The organism is Micromonospora sp. NPDC048930, assembly GCF_043197935.1.
In the GTDB taxonomy this organism is placed as follows: Bacteria; Actinomycetota; Actinomycetes; order Mycobacteriales; family Micromonosporaceae; genus Micromonospora.
The window spans coordinates 195,939-216,820 of the sequence record NZ_JBICUB010000001.1 but is presented as its reverse complement, the minus strand read 5'-3'; the positions used below and the strand labels follow the sequence as shown (position 1 = coordinate 216,820).

Genomic DNA, 20,882 nt, shown 5'->3' with positions numbered 1-20,882 from the left:
GCCGTGCGCCGAGGTGTGCCTGTCCGGCTCCGGGGGGTGGCTCATGTTATTCCCGTCACTTGTCGAGATTCAAGCGCCTCTCTGTCCAAAACTTGCGACGACGAGGGCCGTCGTCGAGGCGGGTGGTCGACATGGCGAGGGCCCTGCCTCGCGCCGTCCGGACGGCCAGGTCCACCGCCGACCCGGCCGGAGTGCCTGTAAGCGATCATCCGATTCTTGCGCCACCGAGCAGCGGGCGGTTCATTTTTTGCAGGGGAGCGGCATAGGATTGCGGCGTGACGAAGAGGTTGACGGAGGTCGCCCGCAAGGCGGGCGTCAGCGAGGCGACCGTGAGCCGGGTGCTCAACGGGCGCGGCGGCGTGTCCGAGGCGACCCGGACCGCGGTGCTGACCGCGCTGGACGTCCTCGGCTACGAGCGCCCGACCAAGCTGCGCGGCGAACGGGCGCGGCTGGTCGGCCTGGTCCTGCCCGAACTGCAGAACCCGATCTTCCCGGCGCTCGCCGAGGTGGTGACCGGCTCGCTGGCGCAACGGGGCTTCACCCCGGCGCTCTGCGCCCGCACCATCGGCGGCGTGCCCGAGTCGGACTACGTGGAGATGCTCCTCGACCACCAGGTCTCCGGGGTGATCTTCGCCGGTGGGTCGTACGCCCTCGCGGACGCCTCGCACGAGCACTACCGGCGGCTGACCGACCGGGGCCTGCCCGTGGTGCTGGTCAACGCGGGCGTTGACGAGCTCGGATTCCCCCGGGTGTCCACCGACGACGCGGTCGCCGTGGAGCAGGCGTACGGGCACCTGCGGTCGCTCGGCCACGAGCGGATCGGGATGGTGCTCGGCCCCGAGGACCACGTCCCGTCCCGGCGCAAGCTGGACGCGATGGTCCGGGCCGCGGGCTGGACCGACGACCGGCCGTACGTCGAACGCTCCAGCTTCTCCATGGAAGGGGCGCGGGTCGCCGCGACCAAGTTGGTCGAGCGGGGCGTCACCGGCATCATCTGCGCCAGCGACGTGCTGGCCCTGGGCACCATCCGGGCCGCCCGGCGACTCGGTCGTAAGGTGCCGACCGACGTGTCCGTGGTGGGCTTCGACGACTCCGCGTTCATGACCTGCACCGACCCGCCGTTGACCACGGTACGGCAGCCCATCGAGACGATGGGGCAGGCCGCGGTGGACCTGCTGGTCACCCAGATCGAGGGGGCCGGCGTGCTGCACGACGAGTTGCTGTTCGAGCCCGAACTGGTGGTGCGCGGCTCCACCGCCCCGGCGCCCGGCCGCTGACCCCGACCCGCCCCGACCAACCCGGCCACGGACCGCCGCGTTCCGGCCGCTGAACGGCGCTTCCGGCCGTCGACCGCTGCTCGCGGTCGGCGGCCGTTTCGTCGTTGCCGGCGCCGATTCGCGTCGCCCCCGGGCGAGGGCCCCGGCTGGCCTCGCCCGACTCCGCCGCGAACGAGCAGCCACAACGGGGCGAAGGCGAGCAACCTGGTCACATCCCGTGGCGATGTCGGCATCTGCCGCCGAAAAGTCGCATCCTTTCAAAGCACGATCGAAACCTTGCTGAAATGAGTCGGCTTCGCTACGGTGACTGCACTCACACCTGACCCGGACAGCGTCGGGGCAGGTCGCGTGGCGGATGCAGATCACCAGGCGGCATCCCCGCGGTGACGATCACCGCAGATCAGCGAAGGCCATGGATACCCCCCGTTCCCGAAGGGATGGACAGATGTCCGTACCGCAGTACCGGAAGGCTGCGGCGCTAGCGCTCGTGGCCGGCCTGGGGCTCAGCCTTGCGGCTTGCTCCACCAAGAGCGACGACGCGACGAAGGATGCCGGCGGCAAGGTCACCATCACGGTCGACTGCCAGCCGGTCGGCTCCCAGAAGGAGCTGTTGAAGAACTGGAACGACGACGTGGCCGAGTTCCAGCGGCAGAACGCGGACATCGTCATCAAGAGCGTCAGCGTCGGGGAGCAGTGCAACAACCCGCCGGACTTCACCGCCCGCCTGGCCGGCGGCACCGTGACCGACGTGTTCTACGGGTACATGACCGATCTCCAGCAGGTGCTCGACTCCGGTCAGGCGATGGACATCACCCAGTACGCCAACAAGGACACCATCCCGACCTGGGACAGCGTCGACCCGGCGCTCAAGGAGGTCTTCACCGACAGCGGCAAGCTCTACGCCGTCCCGGTGAAGAACTACTCGATGGGCCTGGTCTACAACAAGGTCCTGTTCCAGCAGGCCGGGCTCGACGTGAACAACCCGCCCAGGACCTGGGCCGAGGTGCGGGCCGCCGCCAAGAAGATCGCCGCGCTCGGCAACGGCATCGCGGGCTACGCGGAGTACAGCGCCGGCAACACCGGGGGCTGGCACTTCACCTCCCTGCTCTACTCCCAGGGCGGCCAGGTGCTGACCGCCGACGGCAAGAAGGCCGACTTCAACAACGCGATGGGCAAGCAGGTCCTGCAGAACCTCAAGGACATGCGGTACGGCGACAACAGCATGGGCTCCCGCCAGCTCCTGCAGTGGGGCGACCTGCTGACCAACGCCGGCGCGGGCAAGGTCGGCATGTTCATCGGCGCGCCGGACACCACCCAGGCGATCGTCAGCCAGTTCCAGGGCAAGTTCCAGGACTGGGCGATGGGCCCGCTGCCCGGCCAGGACGGTCCGGCGAAGGCGACGCTCGGTGGCGGCGAGGGCTACTTCTTCAAGAAGGGCCTCACCCCGGAGCAGGTCAAGGCCGGTCTGAAGTGGATCGCGTACCAGAAGCTGACCCCGGGCAAGGGCCAGTTCGACTATGTCCGGTCCAAGCCGCAGAACTACCCGGTGGGCCTGCCTCAGCCGCTGCTCTTCGCCAACGGCAGCGCCGCGCAGAAGCAGGAGCTCGAGCTGCGTAAGGCGAACGCGAACGTCGACACCGCGAACTTCGCGGCCTTCGAGGCGAACCCGGTCCCGATCAAGGGCGAGCCCCGCAACGCGCAGGCGATCTACGCGGTGCTGGATGCCGCGATGTCCGGGGTCCTGACGAACCCGAACGCGAACATCGACGCGCTGCTCAAGACGGCCGAAGACAAGGTCAACAAGCTCCTGGCCGCCGGGAGCTGATCCACTGCGGGTGGGGGCCGGCACGCCGGCCTCCACCCGCCGCCCGCACCGTCCGGTCACCGACTTCCGCAGGAGTTGCCTTGGCGCTCACCACCGTCCCGGGTGCCACCAGACCACCGGGTCGCCCCGCTCCGCCGTACCCGCCCGGGCCTCGACGTACGGGGCTGGGCCGCAGGGTACGGGACAACCTCACCGGGCACGCGTTCCTGATCGGGGCGGTCCTCTGCTTCGTCGTCTTCTCCTGGTACCCGATGATCCGCGGCATCGTGATGAGCTTCCAACGCACCCGCCGGGGCGAGACCACCTGGGTCGGCTGGGACAACTACCTGCGCATCATCGACGACCCCAGCTTCTGGACCGCCTGGAAGAACACGTTCTACTTCACCATCCTGGCGCTGGTCCTCGGGTACGCGGTGCCGTTCTTCGTGGCGATCCTGCTCAACGAGTTCCGCCACGCCAAGGGGTACCTGCGGATCCTGGTCTACCTGCCGGTGATGCTGCCGCCGGCCTCGGCGCTCTTCCTCTTCAAGTTCTACGCGTACGACCCCAGCGAGGCGGGACTCTTCAACGCGATCCTCACGGCCCTGCACCTGCCGACGTCGGAGTGGATGCAGTCGCCCGGGATGACGATGCCGGCGATGGTGATCGCGTCCACCTGGATGAACATGGGCAGCGCGGTGCTGATCTACCTGGCCGCGTTGCAGAACATCCCCGGCGAGCTCTACGAAGCCGCCGAGCTGGACGGCGCCGGGATCTGGCGGCGGATCCGCACCGTGACCATCCCGCAGACCCGGTTGATCCTCGCGCTCCTGGCGATGCTGCAGATCGTCGCCACCATGCAACTCTTCATCGAGCCGCTGATTCTCGCCAACGGCGCGGGTACGGAGGACTCGGCGACCTCGGTCGCGTACCTCATCTACCAGCACGGCTTCTTCCAGAGCGACCTCAACGGCGCCGCCGCGCTCGGCGTGATCATGCTCGTGGTGCTGGCCGGCTTCTCCGCCGCGTACGCGCGGCTGACCGCGAAACAGGACTAGGACGGACCGCCCATGGCACAGGACTCCGGGACCCGCACCCTCATCTCTGCCGCCCAGCTCAGGCGGGGGCGCGGCAGGGTGATCTACTGGACGCTGCTCACCGTCGTCGTCGTGGGGTTCACGCTCGTCTTCCTCGGGCCGCTCTACTGGATGGTCACCGGCGCGCTGAAGTCCGGCCAGGAGATCGCGCAGACCCCGCCGTCGCTGTTCCCGCAGGATCCCCAGCCGCAGAACTACGTTGACGCGTGGACCAACCTGGACCTCGCCAAGCTGTTGTTCAACACGTTCTACTACGCGACCGGGGCGGTGCTGTTCCAACTCGTCCTCGACACCGCCGCGGCCTACTCCCTGTCGAAGCTGCGACCGGTCTTCGGCAACGTGATCCTCGGCCTGATGCTGGCGACGCTGATGATCCCGGCGATGGTCCTCATCGTCCCGCAGTACGTGACCGTGATCGACCTGCCGATCCTGCACATCAACCTGCTCGACTCGCCGTTCGCGATCTGGCTGCCGCTGGTCGCGAACGCGTTCAACATCTTCCTGCTGAAGCGGTTCTTCGACTCGATCCCGGAGGACCTGATGGCGGCGGCCCTGGTGGACGGGGCGACACCGCTGCGCACGCTCTGGTCGATCATCCTGCCGATGTCGCGTCCCATTCTCGGCGTGGTGTCCATCTTCGCCGTGACGGCGGTCTGGAAGGACTTCCTCTGGCCGAAGCTGGTCATGCCGTCGCCCGAGACCCGGACGGTCAGCGTCGGCATCTACGCCTTCTCCGGCGGCACGCCGATGAACGTGGTGATCGCCGCCTCGGTCATCGCCGCCATCCCGACCGTCGTCATCTTCCTGATCTTCCAGCGCAACATCATGTCCGGCCTGACCACCGGCGGCCTCAAGGGCTGACCGCACCGGCACGCCCCCGGCCATTCCTCCGCGGCGAACAACGACCGTTCGCCCGACACCCCTCAGGTCCGGCGAACCCGCCGACGTACCGACGCAGAAAGCAGGTGCTCGTGTCCACAGCAGACAACGGTCCGTGGTGGCGTGGAGCGGTGATCTACCAGGTGTACCCGCGTAGCTTCGCCGACGGCAACGGCGACGGCATCGGCGACATCGCCGGCATCCGGTCCCGGCTGAACCACCTGTCCGCGCTCGGCGTCGACGCGATCTGGTTCAGCCCCTGGTACCCCTCCCCGATGGCCGACGCCGGCTACGACGTGGCCGACTACCGCGACATCGACCCGGTCTTCGGCACCCTCGCCGAGGTGGAGGCGCTGATCGCGGAGGCACACGCGTTCGGCATCCGGACGATCGTCGACGTGGTACCGAACCACTGCTCCGACGCGCACCCCTGGTTCCAGGCGGCGCTCGCCGGCGGACCGGACGCGCCCGAGCGGGAGCTGTTCTGGTTCCGCCCCGGCCGGGGCCCGGACGGCGACCAGCGGCCCACCGACTGGGTCGGCGAGTTCGGCGGCCCGACCTGGACCCGGACCACCAACCCGGACGGCACCCCCGGCGACTGGTACCTGCACCTGTTCGCCCCCGAGCAGCCGGACTTCAACTGGGACCACCCTCGGGTGCGGGCCGAGTTCGAGGACATCCTGCGGTTCTGGTTCGACCGGGGAGTGGACGGCATCCGGATCGACTCGGCCGGGCTGCTGGTCAAGGACGGGACGCTGCCCGAGGCCCTGCCGGGCCGACCCCACCCGTTCCACGACCTCGACGGGGTGCACGAGATCTACCGCGGCTGGCGGCGGATCGCCGACGAGTACCCAGGGGACCGGGCGCTGATCGGTGAGGTGTGGCTGCCGGACCGGCAGCGGTTCGCCAACTACCTGCGCCCGGACGAGCTGCACGCCGCCTTCAACTTCGACTTCCTCGGCTGCGCCTGGGACGCCTCGGCGCTGCGCGAGAGCATCGACGGGACGCTGAGCGCGCACGCGCCGGTCGGCGCGCCGGCCACCTGGGTGCTCTCCAACCACGACGTCACCCGGCACGTCACCCGCTACGGCCGGGCGGACACCACGTTCAGCTTCGCCGCGAAGCGCGAGGGAATCCCCACCGACCTGGAGCTGGGCACCCGCCGCGCCCGCGCCGCCGCGCTGCTCTCCCTCGCGCTGCCCGGCGCGGCGTACGTCTACCAGGGCGAGGAGCTGGGCCTCTGGGAGGTCGAGGACATCCCGTACGAGCTGCGCCAGGACCCGATGTGGGAACGCTCCGGCCGGGTCGACCCCGGGCGGGACGGCTGCCGGGTGCCGCTGCCGTGGTCCGGCGACGCCCCGCCGTTCGGGTTCAGCCCGGACGGCGCGGCGGCGACCCCCTGGCTGCCCCAGCCGGCCGACTGGAAGGACCGGACGGTCCGCGCCCAGACCGGCGACCCGCACTCGATGCTGGAGCTCTACCGGGCGGCCATCGCGCTGCGCCGGCGCGAGCCGGCCCTCGGCGACGGCACGCTGACCTGGCTGCCGGCCCCCGATCGGGTGCTCGCCTTCCGCCGCGAGCCGGGCTTCGCCTGCCTGGTCAACCTCTCCGACACGGCGGTGCCGCTGCCCGACCACGACGGGCTGCTGCTGGCCAGCGGACCGGTCGGCGACCTGCTTCCGCCGGACACCGCCGTCTGGCTGCGTACCCGCTGATCCGTCGCGGCGCCGGCGGCCCCGCCCCGCCCCCGGCCCCCCCCCCCCCCCCCCCGGGGGGGCCCCCCCCCCCCCCCCCCCCGGCCCCCCCCCCCCCCCCAACCGGGAAACCCCACAAGGCCCCCCCCCCCCCCCCCCCCCCCCGCGGGGGGCCGCGCCCCCCCCCCCCCCCCGCCGGCCGCCCGCCCCCCCCCCCCCCCCCCCCCCCCCCGCCGCCCACCGCGAGGAAGGAGGAAGGAGCGACGCACACGGGGGACCTGGCCGCCGACGAAAGGGAGACACCCCTCATGGCCGCGCACACCACCCCGCACCACCAGCGCACAGTCCGGTTCCGCGCGGGGCTGGCCGCCCTGGCCGCCGCCGCCCTCGCCACCACCTCGCTCACCGTCGTGGCGCTCACCTCCACCGCCACCCCGGCCCGGGCCGCCGGGCTGTCGCCGTTCGACATCGCCGGCCGCGGCGCCACCGTCCCCTTCGTCGAGCAGGAGGCGGAGCGGGCCGTCCACACCGGCACCCGGATCGGTCCCGACCGGCACTACGGCACGCTGCCGTCGGAGGCCTCCGGCCGAGAGGCGGTCACCCTCGACGCCGTCGGCGAGTACGTCGAGTTCACCCTCACCGCGCCGGCCGACGCGGTCACCTTCCGGTACAGCCTGCCGGACAACGCCGCCGGCACCGGCCGGGACGCCAGCATCGACCTGCGCGCCAACGGCGCCCTGGTGAAGGCCGTCCCGGTCACCTCCCGGTACGGCTGGTACTACGGCGGCTACCCGTTCAACAACAACCCGGGCGACACCAACCCGCACCACTTCTACGACGAGACCCGGACCCTGTTCGGCAGCACGTACCCGGCCGGCACGAAGATCAGGTTGCAGGTCTCCTCGACGGCGCAGTCGCCCACCTTCACCATCGACCTGGCCGACTTCGAGCTGGTCGGCGGGCAGATCGCCAAGCCGGCCGGGGCGCTGGACGTGGTGACCGACTTCGGCGCCGACCCGACCGGCGCCACCGACTCCACCGCGAGGTTCCAGGCCGCCGTCGACGCCGGCCGGGCGCAGGGGAGGACGGTGTGGATCCCCGCCGGCACCTTCACCCTCTGGGACCACGTGGTGGTCGACGGGGTGACCCTGCGCGGCGCCGGGCCGTGGTACTCGGTGCTCGGCGGACGGCACCCCACTGACCGGAAACGGGCGGCCGGCATCTACGGCAAGTACGTCGCCGGCGGTGGCTACGGCGGCGAGATCCGGCCGCACGAGGCCGGCGGACCCAGCCGCAACGTCACCCTGCGGGACTTCGCCATCATCGGCGACATCCGCGAGCGGGTCGACGAGGACCAGGTCAACGCCCTCGGCGGGGCGATGTCGAACTCGGTGGTGGACAACCTCTGGCTCCAGCACACCAAGGTCGGCGCCTGGATGGACGGGCCGATGGACAACCTGACCATCCGCAACAGCCGGATCCTGGACCAGACCGCCGACGGGGTGAACTTCCACTGGGGCGTCACCAACTCCACGGTGACCAACACCTTCGTCCGCAACACCGGCGACGACGGGCTGGCCATGTGGGCGCAGAACGTGCCGAACGTCAACAACGCCTTCACCTTCAACACCGTCGGCGTCACCATCCTGGCCAACAACCTGGTCACCTACGGCGGGCGGGACATCCGGATCACCGACAACGTGACCGCCGACTCGGTCACCAACGGCGGCGGCATCCACGTGGCCAACCGCTATCCGGGGGTGAACGGGCCGACCGCGGTCGCCGGCACCATCACCGTCGCCCGCAACACCCTGATCCGCAACGGCAACTCCGACTACAACTGGCGCTTCGGGGTCGGCGCGCTCTGGTTCTCCGCGCTCAACGAACCGATCCAGGGCGCCAGCATCAACGTCACCGACACCGACATCCTGGACAGCTCGTACGCCGCGCTGCACTGGATCGAGGGGCAGACCAGCGGGATCAACCTCACCAACGTCCGCATCGACGGCGCCGGGACGTTCGCGCTCCAGGTGCAGGCGGCCAGCCAGGTCAGCTTCACCAACGTACGGGCCAGCGGCATCGCCCAGGCGAACCCGATGTACAACTGCGTCGGCAGCGCCTTCCAGATCACCCAGGGCGCCGGCAACTCCGGCTGGTACTCGGCCAGCCCGTACTGCGGGCCCTGGCCGGAGCCGCAGTGGGGCAACGGCCCGTCCACCCCGCCCAGCCCGACCAGCCCCACGCCGAGTCCGTCGTCGACCACGCCGCCGCCGTCGGGCGGCAACCTGGCCCTCGGCCGGCCGGTGACCGCGTCCAGCACCACCCAGACGTACGCGGCGGCCAACGCGGTGGACGGCAACGCCGGCACGTACTGGGAGAGCGCCAACAACACCTTCCCGCAGACGCTGACCGTGGACCTCGGCGCGGCCCGCGCCGTCGACCGGGTGGTGCTGAAACTCCCGCCCACCTGGGAGAGCCGCACCCAGACCCTGTCGGTGCTCGGCTCCACCGACGGGTCGACCTGGACCACCGTCAAGGCGTCGGCCGGCTACGCCTTCGACCCGGCCGCCGGCAACACCGTGTCGATCCCGCTGCCGGCGGGGGACCGGCGCTACGTCCGGCTCAGCGTCACCGGCAACACCGGCTGGCCGGCCGGCCAGGCCGCCGAGTTCGAGGTGTACGGCGGCACGACCACCACCCCGCCGCCGACCACCACGCCTCCGCCCAGCACCACGCCGCCGCCCAGCGGCAACCTCGCCGCCGGCCGGCCGGTCACCGAGACCAGCCACGCCGACGTGTACGGGGCGGCGAACGCGGTGGACGGCAACGCGGGCACGTACTGGGAGAGCGCCAACAACGCCTTCCCGCAGTCGCTGAGCGTCGACCTCGGCGCGACGTACCCGGTGTCCCGGATCGTGCTGAAGCTGCCGCCCTCCTCGGCCTGGCAGACCCGTACCCAGACGCTGTCGGTGCTCGGCTCCACCGACGGGTCCACCTGGACCACCGTCAAGGCGTCGGCCGGTTACACCTTCGACCCGGCCACCGGCAACACCGCCACCGTCACCTTCCCGGCCACCAGCCGGCGGCACCTGCGACTGACCTTCACCGGCAACACCGGCTGGCCGGCCGGCCAGCTCGGCGAGTTCGAGGTCTACGCGAGCTGACCTCCCCGGGGTCCCCGCGACGGCGCGGGGACCCCGCCCACCCCCACCACACCCACCTCTCCACGTCCCCCGGAAGAAGGTGTCCCTCCACCATGTCCCGATTCCGTTCCCGGCTGGTCGCGGTGCTCGCCGCGATCGGGCTGGCCGTCACGGTCCCGCCCCCGTCCCCGGCCGCCGCGGCCGGCGGTCCCAATCTCGCCCTCGGCCGGGCCACCTCGGCTAGCAGCGCCAACGGCGCCTACACCGCCGGCAACCTCACCGACGGCAACGCCGCCAGCTACTGGGAGAGCGCCAACAACACCTTCCCGCAGTGGGCCCAGGTCGACCTGGGCACCGCCCAGCCGGTCGACCAGGTCGTGCTGAAGCTCCCCGCCACCTGGGAGTCCCGCAGCCAGACCCTGTCCGTGCAGGCCAGCACCGACGGCAGCGGCTTCACCACCGTGGTCGGCCCGGCCGGCCGCACGTTCAGCCCGGCCAACGGCAACACGGTCAGCCTGAGCTTCCCGGCCATCACCACCCGGTACGTCCGGATCGCGGTCACCGCGAACACCGGCTGGCCCGCGGCCCAGCTCGCCGAGCTGGAGGTGTACGGCGTCAGCAGCTCGTCCACCAACCTCGCGCTCGGCCGCACCATGACCGAGAGCAGCCACGCCGACGTCTACGGCGCGGGCAACGCCAACGACGGCAACCAGGCCAGCTACTGGGAGAGCGCCAACAACGCCTTCCCGCAGTGGATCCGCGCCGACCTGGGCGGCACCGTCGCGGTCGACAAGCTGGTGCTCAAGCTCCCCGCCGGCTGGGAGTCCCGTACCCAGACGCTCACCGTGCAGGGCAGCACCGACGGGTCCACCTTCACCACCCTGGTCGCTTCCGCCGGGTACACGTTCAACCCCGGCAGCGGCAACACCGTCACGATCAGCCCCGCCACCGCCAGCACCCGGTACCTCCGCCTGCTCTTCACCGCCAACACCGGCTGGCCTGCGGCCCAGCTCGCCGAACTGGAGATCTACGGCCCGGCCGCCGGGGACACCCAGCCGCCCAGCGCCCCCGGCAACCTGGCCTTCACCGAACTGGCCCCGGACCAGGTCCGGCTCACCTGGACCGCGTCCACCGACAACGTCGGCGTCACCGGCTACGACGTCTACGCCAACGGCACGCTGCGTACCAGCGTCGGCGCCTCGACCCTGTCCTGGACCGACACCCAGCCGGCCGGGGCCACCGTCTCCTACTACGTGCGGGCGCACGACGCGGCCGGCAACCAGTCCGCCAACAGCAACACCGTCACCCGCACCGGGAACACCGGGGACACCACCGCCCCGACCGCGCCGGGCAACCTCGCGTACACCCAGCCGGCGTCCGGGCAGATCCGGCTGACCTGGACGGCCTCGACCGACAACGTCGGCGTCACCGGCTACGACGTCTACGCCAACAACGCGCTGCGCGGCAGCGTCGGCGGCACCACGCTGTCGTACACCGACACCCAGCCGGACAGCGCCACCGTCTCCTACTACGTCCGGGCCCGGGACGCGGCCGGGAACGTCTCGGCGACCTCCAACACGGTCACCCGCACCGGCAGCACCCCGGGCGGCAGCAACCTCGCCGTCGGCAAGCCGATCACCGCCTCCTCGGTGGTGCACGTCTTCACCGCGGTCAACGCCAACGACGACGACGTCACCACCTACTGGGAGGGCGCGCCGGGGGCGTACCCGAGCACGCTGACCGTGGCGCTCGGCGCGAACGCCAGCATCAGCGCGATCGTGGTGAAGCTGAACCCCGACCCGATCTGGGGGCCGCGCACCCAGACCTTCCAGGTGCTCGGCCGGGAGCAGTCCGCGTCCACCTTCGGCACCCTGGTCGGGTCGGCGACGTACTCCTTCAGCCCGGCCAGCAGCAACACCGTCACCATCCCGGTCACCGCCACGGCCGCCGACGTGCGGCTGCAGTTCACCGCGAACTCCGGCTCGTCCAACGGTCAGGTCGCCGAACTCCAGGTGATCGGCGTCCCCGCGCCGAACCCGGACCTGACCGTCACCGGCCTGTCGTCCGCCCCTTCCGCGCCGGTGGAGACCGACCCGGTCACCCTGTCGGCCACCGTCCGCAACGCCGGCACCGCCGCCTCCGCCGCCTCCGCGGTCACCTTCCACCTGGGTACGACGAAGGTCGGCAGCGCCGCCGTCGGCGCCCTCGCCGCCGGGGCCTCGGCCACCGTGGCCGTCGACATCGGGGTCCGCAACGCCGCCACGTACGAGGTCATCGCCACCGTCGACGAGGCCGACACGGTCATCGAGCAGAACGAGTCGAACAACAGCCGGACCGGCTCGCTGACGGTCAGCCCGGTGGCCAGCTCCGACCTGGTCGCCGACGCGGTGACCTGGTCACCCGGTACGCCGAGCGCGGGCGCGACGGTCGGCTTCGCGGTGTCGATCCGCAACCAGGGCACGGTCGCCTCGGCGAGCGGGGCGCACGGCATCACCCTCACCCTGCTCAGCGATACCGGCACGGCGGTGCGCACCCTGATCGGCGCGTACAGCGGCACCATCGCGGCCGGGGCGACCAGCCCGCCGGTGGACCTGGGCAGCTGGACCGCGGTCAACGGGAAGTACACCGTGCGGGTCGCGCTCGCCGTGGACGCCAACGAGCTGCCGGTCAAGCAGCAGAACAACACCAGCGACCGGTCCCTCTTCGTCGGCCGGGGCGCGAACCTGCCGTACGACATGTACGAGGCCGAGGACGGGCGGATCGGCGGCGGGGCGCAGCTGATCGGGCCGAACCGGACCATCGGCGACCTGGCCGGTGAGGCGTCCGGCCGCCGGGCGGTGACCCTCAACACCACCGGCGCGTACGTCGAGTGGACCACCCGGGCGGCGACCAACACCCTGGTCACCCGCTTCTCCATCCCGGACTCGGCGGGCGGCGGCGGGATCGACGCGACGCTGAACATCTACGTCAACGGGGTGCTGCACAAGCCGATCAACCTGACCTCGAAGCACATCTGGCTCTACGGGGCCGAAGCGGGCCCGAGCGACTCGCCGAGCGCCGGCGCCCCGCGCCACCTGTACGACGAGGCGAACGTGATGCTCAACTCGACGGTCCCGGCGGGCGCCACCATCCGGCTCCAGAAGGACCCGGCCAACAGCACCACGTACGCGATCGACTTCGTCAACACCGAGCTGGTGTCGCCCCGGCCCAACCCGGACCCGGCCCGCTACACCGTGCCGAACGGCTTCAGCCACGCCGACGTGCAGAACGCCCTGGACGCGGTCCGGATGGACCCCACCGGGAACCTGGTCGGCGTCTACCTGCCGCCCGGCACGTACGACACCGCCCAGAAGTTCCAGGTGTACGGCAAGCAGGTGAAGGTGGTCGGCGCGGGCATGTGGTACACCCGCTTCCAGACGCCCACCGGCCAGCAGAACACCGACGCGGGTTTCCGGGTGGAGTCCTCGGCCAGCGGGTCGACCTTCGCGCACCTGGCCTTCTTCGGCAACTACACCAACCGGATCGACGGCCCCGGCAAGGTGTGGGGCGAGCTGAAGGACGTGGACAACCTGACCCTGGACAGCGTCTGGGTCGAGCACACCGTCTGCGCGTACTGGGGGGTGAGCGTCAGCGGGCTGACCATCCGGGACAGCCGGTTCCGGGACACCTTCGCCGACGCGGTGAACATGACCAACGGCAGCACCGGCAACCTGGTCACCAACTCCGAGGGCCGGTCCAACGGTGACGACGCGTTCGCCCTCTTCTCGGCGACCGACCAGGGCGCGTCCACCGGCAACCACGGCAACGTGTTCGAGAACCTGACCGCCACGCTCACCTGGCGGGCGGCGGGCGTGGCCGTGTACGGCGGCTACGACAACGTCTTCCGCAACCTGTACATCGCCGACCAGCTGACGTACTCGGGCGTCACCATCAGCTCGCTGGACTTCGGCTACCCGTTCATCGGGTTCGGCACCAGCCCACCCACCCAGTTCCAGAACGTCTCGCTGGTCCGCTCCGGCGGGCATTTCTGGGGCGCGCAGACCTTCCCGGCCATGTGGCTCTTCTCCGCCTCCAAGGAGTTCCGGGGCATCCGGGTCTCCGACGTGGACATCGTCGACCCGACGTACTCCGGGATCATGTTCCAGACGAAGTACACGGCCGGCCAACCGGAGAACCCGATCACCGACACGGTGTTCACCAACGTGTCCATCTCCGGTGCGAAGCGCAGCGGTGACGCGTTCGACGCCAAGTCCGGGTTCGGCATCTGGGTCAACGAGATGCCCGAGTCCGGGCAGGGCCCGGCGGTCGGCTCCGCCACCTTCACCAACCTCCGGCTGACCGACAACTACCAGGACATCCGGAACACCACCAGCACGTTCACCCTCAACCGCAGCTGAGCCGGGCCGGGTGCCGCCGGGAGGGGAGTCCCCCCGGCGGCACCCCGCGCTACCGGCTCGTGCAGGGGCTGCCGTCGATCGTGCAGCCCTTCGGCGCCTGGCTCAGCGGGTCCGGGTCCCGTACGTCGAACCGGAACGTCGTCGACCCGCCGGCCGGGACGGCCGCCCCGGTGAAGGTGACGACCGTGCCGTCCTGCGTCGCTTGGGCCCCGTTGACGTTGCCGACCGTGGCCCCGGAGCCGAGGGTGATGACCACCGTCCAGGTCTGCTTCGGCGTGCCGCCGGGGTTGCTGACCACCACCTCGCCGCGGTAGCCGAAGACCCGGTCGGAGATCGTCTGGTAGGTGGCGGCCAGCGGGGTCGGCGACGCGCTGGCGGCGCGGGTCCGGCTGGGCGTGGCCGTCGGGCTGGGGGAGGCGGCGGCGCTGCTGCGGGTGGCGGCCCGGGGCGACCGGGACGGGCCGGCCTCGGGCGGGTTGCTGCGGGTGCTCGGCATGACCAGCGGCGTCGTGGCGGGCGCCGGCGCCGGCGTCGGCGGTTCCGGGTGGGCCGCCCACACCGCCACCCCGCCGGCCACGGCGACGAGGGCCACCCCGCCGACCAGCACCGCCCGCCGGCGTCCGGCCCCCGTTCGCGTCCGGACCACCGGCAGCTCGGCAGTCAGCCCGCCCTCGGCGCGGCGCAGGTCGACCTGCTGGAACGCCAGCCAGTCGAGGATGGCCGGCAGCCGTACGCCGATCGCCTGCTGGTGGTGCTCCGCGCGCCGGTCGGCGTCCCACTCGCCCTGCTCCAGGGTCTCGTGGACGGTCAGCCGGCAGCTGTGGCCGGTCGGCACGACCGTGGCGGTCAGCAGGGTCTGCCGGTCGCCCTCCCGGCAGCGCAGCACGAGCAGTTCCGGCACCCGCAGCTGCGTCACCTCCACCACGGCGTCGGCGTCGAATCCCGGCAGTCCGGCGGTCCGCAGCAGCAGCCGGTCCGGCGCGTCCGGCACCGTCGTGGCCTCGGCGAACCACTTGGCGAGCAGCGTCCGATCGGTCAGCGCCTGCCAGACCCGATCGGCCGGATGGAACACCTCGACGTCGGTGTCGATCTCGATCACGCGGAGACTCTACGGCTCGGTCGGTCCCCCCGCCACGGAAGGGCGACTCCCTCCGCCGTCACCCGGTCGTGTCCTCCGGGCCGCCGTCGTGCCACCGGGCGCGCCAGGCCGCCTCGCTGCTCTCCTGGTGTGTCTTCTCCTCGAACACCGCCCGCCGCAGGGCGTGCCGGGCGTCCGACAGCATCACCAGTTCCACGGCGACCAGCGCGACGCAGATGGCGGTCAGCAGCCCGAGCGCGGCCAGCGCGGGCAGGTCGCGGGCGACGGGCAGGCCCACCGCCAGGGCCATCAGCACACCGATCCGGGTCCACGTCACGGTCCGCAGCGTGCGCCACTGGAACGCCAGGTCCGCGGCCAGGTAGATCATCACCCCGCCGAACAGCAACGGCACGGCCGGCCCGTGCCCCCGCTCGCCCACCCCGCCTGCCGGATCGGTGATGGTGCGGACCAGTTCCTCGGCGCCGATGGCGAACATGATGATCCCGGCGATCATCGGCAGGTAGAGGTACGCGTACGCGTCGCGGGCCATGGCCACCCGCGGTGCGCCCTGGGCGGCGTGCAGGGCGATCCGGGCGGCCGGGCCGATCATGTCGAAGTGCGCCCACCAGAGCGCCGCCGTGAACAGGATGCCCATCATGGCCGCCGGGATGGCGGGCCAGGTGACCGGCTTGCCGAGCAGGTTGCCGCCGACACCGACCGAGATCACGGACTCGCCCAGCGCGATGATGAGGATCAGGTCGTAGCGTTCCGTCCAGTGCTCGGCGGAGGTGATCGCCCAGCCCCCGGTGCCGGCCAGCAGGCCGGTGGCGTACTGGATCACCACCACGGCGATCCACAGGCCGTCCCGCAGCCACAACCCGACGTCCGCATCCGTGGTCATGTGCGGCACGAGCGCCGCGACCAGCAGCAGGAGCGTCGTGACCACGATCTCGGGGATGAACTGGTACAGCTTGTGGCGGGCCACCGGGCGGCCCCGCGTGGCGTGCGCGTACAGCGCCAGGTGCACGGCGCGGATCACCATGTAGCTGACCGTGACCAGGATCGGTCCGGCGGCCCCCTCGTGCAGGCCGCCGAAGGTCTGCGGCAGGGCCAGGGCGAAGGTGAACAGCGCCATCATGCCGACCACCATCAGCACCGGGACGAAGCCCTCGCCCAGCCGCAGCCGGCTGGCCACCACGCTGTGCACGATCCAGCACCACCACAGCACGGCGAGCACCAGCAGCGCATGCAACAGCTCGCGCCCGGTCACGTTCGCGGCGGTGGCCCGGGTGATGATGAAGAACGACACGACGAAGACGAGGTCGAAGAAGATCTCGAACTTGTCCACCCGGGCGGCCGGGGCGATCGCGACGGCGGGCCCCAGCTTGCCGCGCCGCCGGTCGCCCTCCACCCGGACGAGTCTCGCAGCGGTGGACCGTCCGCGGGGGCGGAATCGGACGGCGACGGCTCGGCCGCCCGGTCCGGTCAACCGCCCGTCAGCCGGTCGGGCGGCCGAGGTAGGTGAGCGGGCCGGGGTCGGGCACCGGGATCACGTGGAAGCCGAGCCGGTCGTAGAAGCCGCGCGCCCGCACGTTGGCGGTGACCATGCCGACGTGCAGGGCGGGCGCGCCGGCCCGGGCGGCGGCGGCCAGGAACGTCTCCAGCAGCCGCCGGCCGTGGCCCTGCCCCTGGTGACCGGGGAGCAGGTCGATGTGCAGGTGGGCGGGGTAGCCCGCGAGCTCGGGCAGGAGCAGCCGCTCCGGGTGGTGGTGCAGGGCCACCATCTCCTCGTCCGGGGTGCGCGGGGCGCCGGCCGGCTCCGGGTAGCGGCGGGCCAGCCGGGGGATCCACTCGCGCCGGTAGCCGCGGACGAAGGCGGGGGTGTCGGCGGTGCCGAGGACGTAGCCGACCACCCGGCCGGCGTCCTCGAGGACGAACGCCAACTCCGGTTCGAGGTGCAGGTAGGGGCCAGCGAACAGGTCGGGCATCAGGTCGTCGCTCGCGTACCGCCCGCGGGCGTCCCCGCCCGCGTCGGCGGTGCGGACGCAGATGTCGTAGACCGCGTCGTGGTCGCCGGGCCGGTAGGGCCGGATGACCGCCGTGGCCGGCGTCGTCGGGCTGCTCATGCCCGGACCGTACGGCGTGAGACCGTTCTCACCGAAGCCCGCGCCGGCGGCCGGCTCAGTCGCCCAACCGTTCGCGGGCCAGGAACTTCGGCACCACCATCCGCCACGCCTCGGTCACCAGCTCGGTCATCTGCTCGTGGTCGAGCCGGTCGAGATGGCAGCACACCCAGTGGAAGCGCAGGTCGGCGGGCGGGGGGAGGAAGAACAGGTCCGGCTCGGCGGCGATCAGCGCGTCGCGCTCCTCCTTCGGGAAGCCGAAGCCCATCGTCCGCTCGTCCCGGGAGAAGGCGACGTAGACGATCTGACCGACCCGGAACTTGATCCGGTCGCGGATCAGGTGCTCGCTGGTGCGGGGGAGCGTCCGGGCGAGCGCGCGGACGTCGTCGACGGTGACCACACGGGGAACGCTAGCGCCGCCGTGTGACAGTCCAACCCGGCCCGGCCGACACGCGGCCCGCCGACCCGTCCTGCGGCACGGCGCGGCTTCCCGGCTGTCGGTTACCGCCCGGTGCCGCGTGCCGAGCGGATCAGGGGGCACGCCGGGCGCCGGTGATCGTCGGTCGGGCGGGTCGTCAGGACGCGTTCGCGGACGGTGCGGGGGCGGCCTCGACGAGGGCGGCCCGCAGCGTGTCGACCAGCGGTCCGTCCGGGTGTTCGAGCCAGTGCTGGACGGCGACCCGCAGGGTGGCCAGGAAGGTCGCGGCCAGGACCCGGGAGCGCAGTGCCGCCCCCGGAGCGCCGAGGCGTCCGGCCAGCTCGCCGGCCAGCTCCCGCTCGATGGCGGCGTACGCGGCGACCTGGTGTGCGAGCAGCCCCGGGTGTCCGTACAGGTGCCGCCGCCGGGTCAGCCAGGACATCGCCGATTCGTCGTAGCCCTCGGCGGTGAGGTCCAGGGCGGCCCGGCTCAACGCGGTCCACGGCGGCTCGTCGGTGGGGCGCGCGTGGAGCAGGTCGAGCAACCGGCGCAGCCGCGCGGTGTCGCCGTGGAAGAGGGCCTCCTCCTTGCTGGAGAAGTAGTTGGAGAACGTCCGGCGGGAGACGTTGGCCGCGTCGGCGATGGCTTCCACGGTGACCCGGTCCGGTCCCTGCTCGGCGGCGAGGCGCAGGGCCGCCTCGTGCAGGGCGAGGCGGGTCGCCGCCTTCTTGCGCTCTCGCAGCCCGCTGCTCTCCGCCATGGCCCTGAGCATACGTGACCTGGTTCTCAGTGCGCAAACTTGCCCGCTGCGCAAGATTCGTTGATTATTGCTTGAGGCAACCAACGTCGGCCGGGAGGAGATCCGTGGACACCGCAACCCGTGAACTCGGCACGCGGCTGCACGACCTGTTGAAGGGCGTGCGGTTGCTCAAACAGCGTCGCGCCGACGACCGGCCCGCCATCCCGCTCGGTCTGGTGGGCATGCTCCGGCACATCGACGCATGTGCCGCCGGGTGCCACGCCCGGGACCTGGCCGACCGCACCCGGCTCGATCCGTCCACCGTCAGCCGTGCCGTCGCCGCCCTGGTGGCGGACGGCCTGGTGGATCGGCGGGCCGACCCGACCGACCGGCGGGCCAGCCAACTGGTCGTCACCGACGCCGGCCGGGCCGCTCTGGCCGACACCCAGGACTGGTACGGACAGGTGCTCACCCGGGCGCTCGCCGACTGGACCCCCGACGAGGTGGCGGCGCTGGCCGCCGCGCTCGGCCGGTTCACCCGCGACCTCGAGGTCGCCCTCGCACACCACGACAACCTGGAGGACGCGCGATGAGCGCACCCACCGCAACGGCGGAAGCCGCACCGATGAGCAAACGGCAGACGCTGGAGGCACTCAGCGGCCTGCTGCTCGTGCTCTTCGTCGCGATGCTCAGCGGCACGGTGGTCTCGACCGCCCTGCCGAAGATCATCGGGGCGCTGAACGGCTCGCAGACCCAGTACACCTGGGTGGTCACCGCCACCCTGCTCACCGCCACCGCGACCACCCCGATCTGGGGCAAGCTGGCCGACCTGTTCAACAAGAAGCTGCTCATCCAGGTCGCCATCGTGGTCTTCCTGGCCGGCTCGGCGGCCGCCGGGTTCGCGCAGAACGCCGGCCAACTCATCGGCGCCCGTGCCTTCCAGGGCATCGGCGTCGGTGGCCTCCAGGCCCTCGTCCAGGTCGCCATCGCGGCCATGATCCCGCCGCGTGAGCGGGGCCGTTACAACGGCTACCTCGGCGGCGTCATGGCGCTCGCCACGGTCGGTGGCCCGCTGCTCGGCGGCCTCATGGTGGACACCTCCTGGCTGGGCTGGCGCTGGTGCTTCTTCGTCGGCGTGCCGGTCGCCGTGATCGCGCTGATCCTCCTGCAGCTCACCCTGCACCTGCCCACCGCGCGCCGGGACAACGTGAAGATCGACTACCTGGGCGCCACCCTGATCGCGGCCGGCGTCAGCGTGCTGCTGATCTGGATCTCCTTCGTCGACGGCTCGTTCGCCTGGCTGTCCTGGCAGACCGTCGCGATGGTCGGCGGCGCGGTGCTGCTGCTCGCGCTGGCCACCTGGGTCGAGGCCCGGGCGGCCGAGCCGGTGGTCCCGCTGGACATCGTCCGCGAGCGCACCACCGCCCTGGCCATCCTCGGCAGCCTCGCGGTCGGCATGGCGATGTTCGGCGGCGCCGTCTTCCTCGGCCAGTACTTCCAGATCGGGCGCGGCTACAGCCCCACCGAGGCCGGCCTGCTCACCATCCCGATGATGGCCGGCGTGCTGCTCTCCTCGATCGTCGCCGGGCGGCTGATCACCGCCAGCGGGCGGATCAAGCCGTACATCGTCGCCGGTTCGATCATCCTGGTCGCCGGCTTCGCCCTGCTCGGCACCATCGACCACGAGACCTCGCTGGTGCTGGTCGGCGCGGCCATGTTCATCGTCGGGGTCGGCGTCGGCATGACCATGCAGAACCTCGTGCTCGCGGTGCAGAACACCGTCGCGCTCAAGGACATCGGCGCGGCCAGCTCCTCGGTGGCGTTCTTCCGGTCGCTGGGCGGCACCATCGGCGTCTCCGTGCTCGGCGCGGTCCTGGCCCGCCGGGTCACCGACCGGATCATCCACGACCTGGCCGCCGCCGGGTTCCCGACCTCCGGCGGCGGGGGCAGCAGCAACCTCAACATCACCGCCCTGCCGGCCCCGGTGGAGCACATCGTCCGGGCCGCGTACGGCGACGCCACCGGGCACATCTTCCTGATCTCCGCGGCCATCGCGGTGGTCGGCATCATCGCCGCGCTCCTGCTCAAGCCGGTCACCCTGCGCTCCAGCCTCGACCTGCCGGACACCGGCCGCTCGGTGGCCGTGGCGGCCGACGCGGTCGACGGGGCGCCGGCCTTCGACGAGGTCACCGTGGACCCGGCGACCAGGGATCCGGCTCGTCGCTGACGCCGG

14 protein-coding genes are annotated in these 20,882 nt (G+C 71.8%); 9 read left to right on the top strand and 5 right to left on the bottom strand.

Going from position 1 to position 20,882, the window contains the following annotated elements:
* Positions 1-275: 275 nt before the first annotated feature.
* From ACGFI9_RS01085 to ACGFI9_RS01055, 7 genes are all read left to right on the top strand, one after another.
* Positions 276-1,277 carry a LacI family DNA-binding transcriptional regulator gene (locus tag ACGFI9_RS01085; RefSeq protein ID WP_393173518.1) on the top strand — a complete coding sequence of 334 codons (1,002 nt, stop codon included), beginning with the start codon at positions 276-278 and terminating at the stop codon, positions 1,275-1,277.
* Positions 1,278-1,722: 445 nt separating this feature from the next.
* Positions 1,723-3,102, top strand: coding sequence for an ABC transporter substrate-binding protein (locus tag ACGFI9_RS01080; protein WP_393173516.1), 1,380 nt, complete (start codon positions 1,723-1,725; stop codon positions 3,100-3,102).
* 80 nt (positions 3,103-3,182) lie between these two features.
* Entirely contained in the window at positions 3,183-4,139 is a 957-nt protein-coding gene (locus ACGFI9_RS01075) for a carbohydrate ABC transporter permease (protein ID WP_393173514.1), read from the top strand.
* Positions 4,140-4,151: 12 nt separating this feature from the next.
* Positions 4,152-5,039, top strand: coding sequence for a carbohydrate ABC transporter permease (locus tag ACGFI9_RS01070; RefSeq protein WP_393173512.1), 888 nt, complete (start codon positions 4,152-4,154; stop codon positions 5,037-5,039).
* 110 nt (positions 5,040-5,149) lie between these two features.
* A complete protein-coding gene (locus ACGFI9_RS01065; protein ID WP_393173510.1) occupies positions 5,150-6,772 on the top strand; it encodes a glycoside hydrolase family 13 protein in 1,623 nt (540 codons plus the stop codon).
* A 287-nt stretch (positions 6,773-7,059) separates the two neighbouring features.
* On the top strand, positions 7,060-9,915 hold the full coding sequence (locus ACGFI9_RS01060) for a discoidin domain-containing protein (RefSeq protein ID WP_393173508.1): 2,856 nt from the start codon (positions 7,060-7,062) through the stop codon (positions 9,913-9,915).
* Positions 9,916-10,007: 92 nt separating this feature from the next.
* A complete protein-coding gene (locus ACGFI9_RS01055) occupies positions 10,008-14,291 on the top strand; it encodes a discoidin domain-containing protein (RefSeq protein WP_393173506.1) in 4,284 nt (1,427 codons plus the stop codon).
* A gap of 49 nt (positions 14,292-14,340) precedes the next feature.
* On the opposite strand, the gene ACGFI9_RS01050 is transcribed toward ACGFI9_RS01055, so the two are convergent.
* The 5 genes from ACGFI9_RS01050 to ACGFI9_RS01030 all read right to left on the bottom strand — a co-directional run bounded on the left by ACGFI9_RS01050 (position 14,341) and on the right by ACGFI9_RS01030 (position 18,670).
* Positions 14,341-15,390 (bottom strand): cellulose binding domain-containing protein, encoded by a 1,050-nt coding sequence (locus ACGFI9_RS01050; protein WP_393173504.1) that lies wholly within the window; start codon positions 15,388-15,390, stop codon positions 14,341-14,343.
* Between the two features lie 58 nt (positions 15,391-15,448).
* Entirely contained in the window at positions 15,449-16,780 is a 1,332-nt protein-coding gene (locus ACGFI9_RS01045; protein ID WP_393173502.1) for a low temperature requirement protein A, read from the bottom strand.
* 85 nt (positions 16,781-16,865) lie between these two features.
* Positions 16,866-17,495: a GNAT family N-acetyltransferase gene (locus ACGFI9_RS01040; RefSeq protein ID WP_393173500.1), complete on the bottom strand. Its 630-nt coding sequence runs from the start codon at positions 17,493-17,495 to the stop codon at positions 16,866-16,868.
* Positions 17,496-17,550: 55 nt separating this feature from the next.
* Positions 17,551-17,892, bottom strand: coding sequence for an MmcQ/YjbR family DNA-binding protein (locus tag ACGFI9_RS01035; RefSeq protein ID WP_393173498.1), 342 nt, complete (start codon positions 17,890-17,892; stop codon positions 17,551-17,553).
* Between the two features lie 175 nt (positions 17,893-18,067).
* Positions 18,068-18,670, bottom strand: a complete 603-nt coding sequence (locus tag ACGFI9_RS01030) for a TetR family transcriptional regulator (protein WP_393173496.1) — start codon at positions 18,668-18,670, stop codon at positions 18,068-18,070.
* A gap of 104 nt (positions 18,671-18,774) precedes the next feature.
* Between ACGFI9_RS01030 and ACGFI9_RS01025 the strand changes: the two genes are divergently transcribed.
* The gene (locus ACGFI9_RS01025; protein WP_393173494.1) at positions 18,775-19,242 is read left to right on the top strand and encodes a MarR family winged helix-turn-helix transcriptional regulator; all 468 of its coding nucleotides are present in this window, start codon (positions 18,775-18,777) and stop codon (positions 19,240-19,242) included.
* A complete protein-coding gene (locus ACGFI9_RS01020) occupies positions 19,239-20,876 on the top strand; it encodes an MDR family MFS transporter (RefSeq protein WP_393173492.1) in 1,638 nt (545 codons plus the stop codon). The genes ACGFI9_RS01025 and ACGFI9_RS01020 overlap by 4 nt, the downstream gene beginning before the upstream one ends.
* Positions 20,877-20,882: the final 6 nt, after the last annotated feature.